Here is a 3,391-nt window from a genome sequence, read left to right as displayed (position 1 = left end):
TGTAGCCCACTTCTGTCTCTGTAGTTCCATAAAATGGTTGCCCTTGGGTATCTATGCCGATGGCGGCTTTTACCCGTTTTCCCCACATGTCGTAGGCGTAGCGAGTCACGAGGGTGCCGGTGCCATCGGTAAGCTCGCGCACGCTGCCCAGGTGGTCTTTCGTGTAGAAGAGCTTGTCGAGCGGAGCGGTGGCGGTGGGGACGTGTTCCCCCTGGGCGTGGTATTGTCTTAGGACGGTGGAGCCGGTGGCATCCCGCTCCTCGGCCGGTTGGTTACCTCCGTCCCAGAGGTAGCGTTTGTCCGATATGGTCGTGCCGAGCGGGTCTTTCTCGATCAGCCGGATGCGACGGCTTAAGCCGTCGTAGCTGAACGCGGTGGTGCTGTTGTCGGCGTATGTGATTTCCAGCAAACGATTCTCCGCGTCCCACTCGTAGGTCTGGCCGGTGCCGTTGTCGGTTAGGTTCCCGTTGGCATCGTAAACGGGCGTGCGGGAGGTGCCGGTCACATCCACCGAATAGGTGCTGGTCTGCGGGTTGGCGTTGGGACTGGTGTCGGTGGCCTCGATGGTGATGGTGTTGTTGCCGGGATCGGTTTCCACCCAGGCGCTAAATCCGTCGTCCGCGTCGGTGGTGGCGGGTATGAAGGGGTTGGCATTGGAGCGGACTTTCACGTTGGCCGGCTCGTCGGTTTCACCCCGCACCCGCATCCAGCCTCCGGCTTCTTCGGAGGTGATCTGGTTGACGTTGTTGACGGCGGTGCTGGTGATCTGCGCGCTGTTCTGGCGGCTGGTGCGGTTCCCCGATTTGTCGTAACGCCAGGCGTGTTGCGCAAGGATGGCGGAGGCCGGGTCTGTGAGGGTGGCAGCTTCGAGCTGGTCGGCACGGTCGTAGGCGATTTCCCATGTGTTGGCCGCTGCCGCTCCGATGGTTTGTGCCCAGGTCTTGATGTTTCCGTTGGGGCTGTAGGCGTAAGCATTTGAGGACAGGGCTGTGGCTCCGCCGGTCTGGTGGGTGATGCTTTCCAAGCGGAAGTCCCCGATCGCATCAAGGTAGGACAAGCTTGTGGTCAGCCCGTTGGGGGCGGACACCGATTCGAGCATCAGGTTTACCGCATCGTAGGCGTGGGTGAAGGTTCCAAGCGGGTTGGTGAGCTGGGTTACCCTGCCCAGGTCGTCATAATTGTCGATGGTGACGGTGTTGGCGGCTCCGTTGATCGAGCGGGTCTTGAGGCGGCCTAGGGCATCATAGGTGTAGGCGATGACATCGTTGGCCAGGGGGCCGTCGATGGTGTGCAGGCCGCCCGCTCCGAAGGTGGCGCCATCCACCGGGTGGTAGGTGTAGCTGGTAAGACCGGTTCCGTCGGTCATGCTACTGAGACGACCATAAACAGGATCGTATGTGTAGGAAACGTTCGGTGTGGGATGCACCGAACCGCTGTAAGTGATCCCGGCGGGGTTCCCGTCTTTGAACCAGCTGAGGGTTTTCACCTGATCCAGGGAATCGGTGACGGTCGAAAGCCGTCCGGCGAGGTCGTAGGTGTAGTTGGTTTCACGGCCGTCGGCGTATTTTTTGCGGAGCATTCGCCCACTGATGTCATAGTCCCAGTGGGTGCGTTTTCCTTCGCCGTCGTAAAGATCCTGCAAGGCTCCGCAGTAACACCAGTTCAGTATGGTGGAGCGTTGAAGCGGATCGAGGATGGAGACGCGCTCGCGAAGAGCATTATAGCCGAAGAGAGTCCAGCGGTTCTCCCTGTCCTTGTAATGGGTCAGGTCGAGGATCTGGTTACCGTTGCCACGCTGGTAAGCGAACTGCTCGGTGGTGGTGTCCGGGTAGGTGACGAGAGTAGGCCTGTCCAATCCGTCGTAATCGTAGGTGAGCGTGTGCCCGCCGGGGCTGGTCACCGTGCGGGTGCGACCATACAGGTCATAGGTGTAGGATGTGCTGTCCGAGGCACCTGCGAGCGGGCCGTCAGTAGAGGTGAGGAACCCGTTCACATCATAGTTCATGGTGGTGACCAGCGCACCGGGCTGGGTCACGGTTTCGATCTGCTCGTTGGCGTTCCAGGTCAGGCTGGTAACTTGGCCGGAAGCGTCCGTGATGGTCGCTGGAAGATGGGCCGACGCGTAAGTGAACGACGACAGGGTTTCAAACGCGGCACCGTTCCACTGCTTGACGGAGAGCAGGTCGATGCCGTTGGCGGCATACGCGCTTTCGGTGATCCTGCCCAGGGTGTCGGTGTGTTTGGTGACGTTCCCCAGGTCGTTGTATTCATACTGGTCGACCTGCGTTTCAGTCGGACCGAGACGGCGGCCAATTTTCGAAGGTTGCTCGGAGTCCCCCATCGCGATCCCGTAGGTTCCGATGGTCTGCCCCGGATATTCATACCAGATCCGGCTTTCAAAGGGTTTCTTGAAGCTCGAAAGGGCTCCGATAGGTCGGTAGGAGACGGTCGGATGCCACATCCACTTGTAGCGTGTGGCTTTGTCGTAGTTCAGTCCGGTGTCCGGGTCGGGTGTATGGTGCGCGTAGGTTTTTTTGTCCCAGTAAAGTGTATTGCCATAGTACAGATAGGAGTTCTTACTCGCGATGAGACCGGCATCGGGCAGTTCTTCGGCCGGGTCTGAAGCGGGCAGGATACCTTCGAAGCTGTGACGGTATTCCACACGCTCCTTGCGGTTGAGCGGATCGGTGACTTCCAGGAACTGTGTTCCGCCCGAAGTGGTCTCGTTGGTCGTAAATGTGGTGACCCCATAGGGGGTCTTCAGGCTGGATATGAAGTCCGGCTGGAGCGCGTCGTAGCCGAAGGAGGATTCAATGCCCATCGGATCGGTGATCTTCACAAGCCTGCCCGAAGCGCTGTATTCGAAAAGGGCCGAACGGCGTTGCCCTCCGCTGGTGAACGGATCGGAGATTTTGGTGACCAGATGCGGGAACGTCGCATTTGTATAATACAGGTTCGAGGTCTGCCCAAGCGCGTCGGTGATGCCCGTGAGGCGGCTGGAACCATCATAGGACAGCGTTACCGTGTGGCCGAGCTGGTCGGAGATCCCGGTCAGAAGAAGTTTCGGATAGGGCGAGGCTCCCACCACCCGCGAATAGGTGAGCTTCGAACCGTCGTTGCTCCTCAGTTCGTAAACCAGCGGGCTGGCCGACACCTTTACCAACACCGAAAGGCTGCGTGCCTGCCGGATGAACTGTCCCGTTCCCGCATCCAGCCTGTGCGACTCGCGTCTGCCTCCGGGCAAAAAGACGACCATATTTCCCGCACTGTCAGTTTGCTGGAGGTATGAAGCCCAGTTCCACGTCCACTTCGGGCCGAAGCCATACATCGACGCGTCCATGACCTGCTCGCTCCTCTGCCGGTAGGTCATGTGGAATGAAACAGCCGGACC

The 3,391-nt window shown here is 59.5% G+C and carries 1 pseudogene; it reads right to left on the bottom strand.

Annotated features, from left to right (window positions below):
• Positions 1-3,256: pseudogene (locus ACFSSA_RS15705) on the bottom strand (hypothetical protein); the annotation flags it as partial.
• Positions 3,257-3,391: the final 135 nt, after the last annotated feature.

This window comes from Luteolibacter algae, from assembly GCF_042683045.1.
In the GTDB taxonomy this organism is placed as follows: Bacteria; Verrucomicrobiota; Verrucomicrobiia; order Verrucomicrobiales; family Akkermansiaceae; genus Luteolibacter; species Luteolibacter algae.
This window is presented reverse-complemented; position numbering and strand designations above follow the sequence as displayed.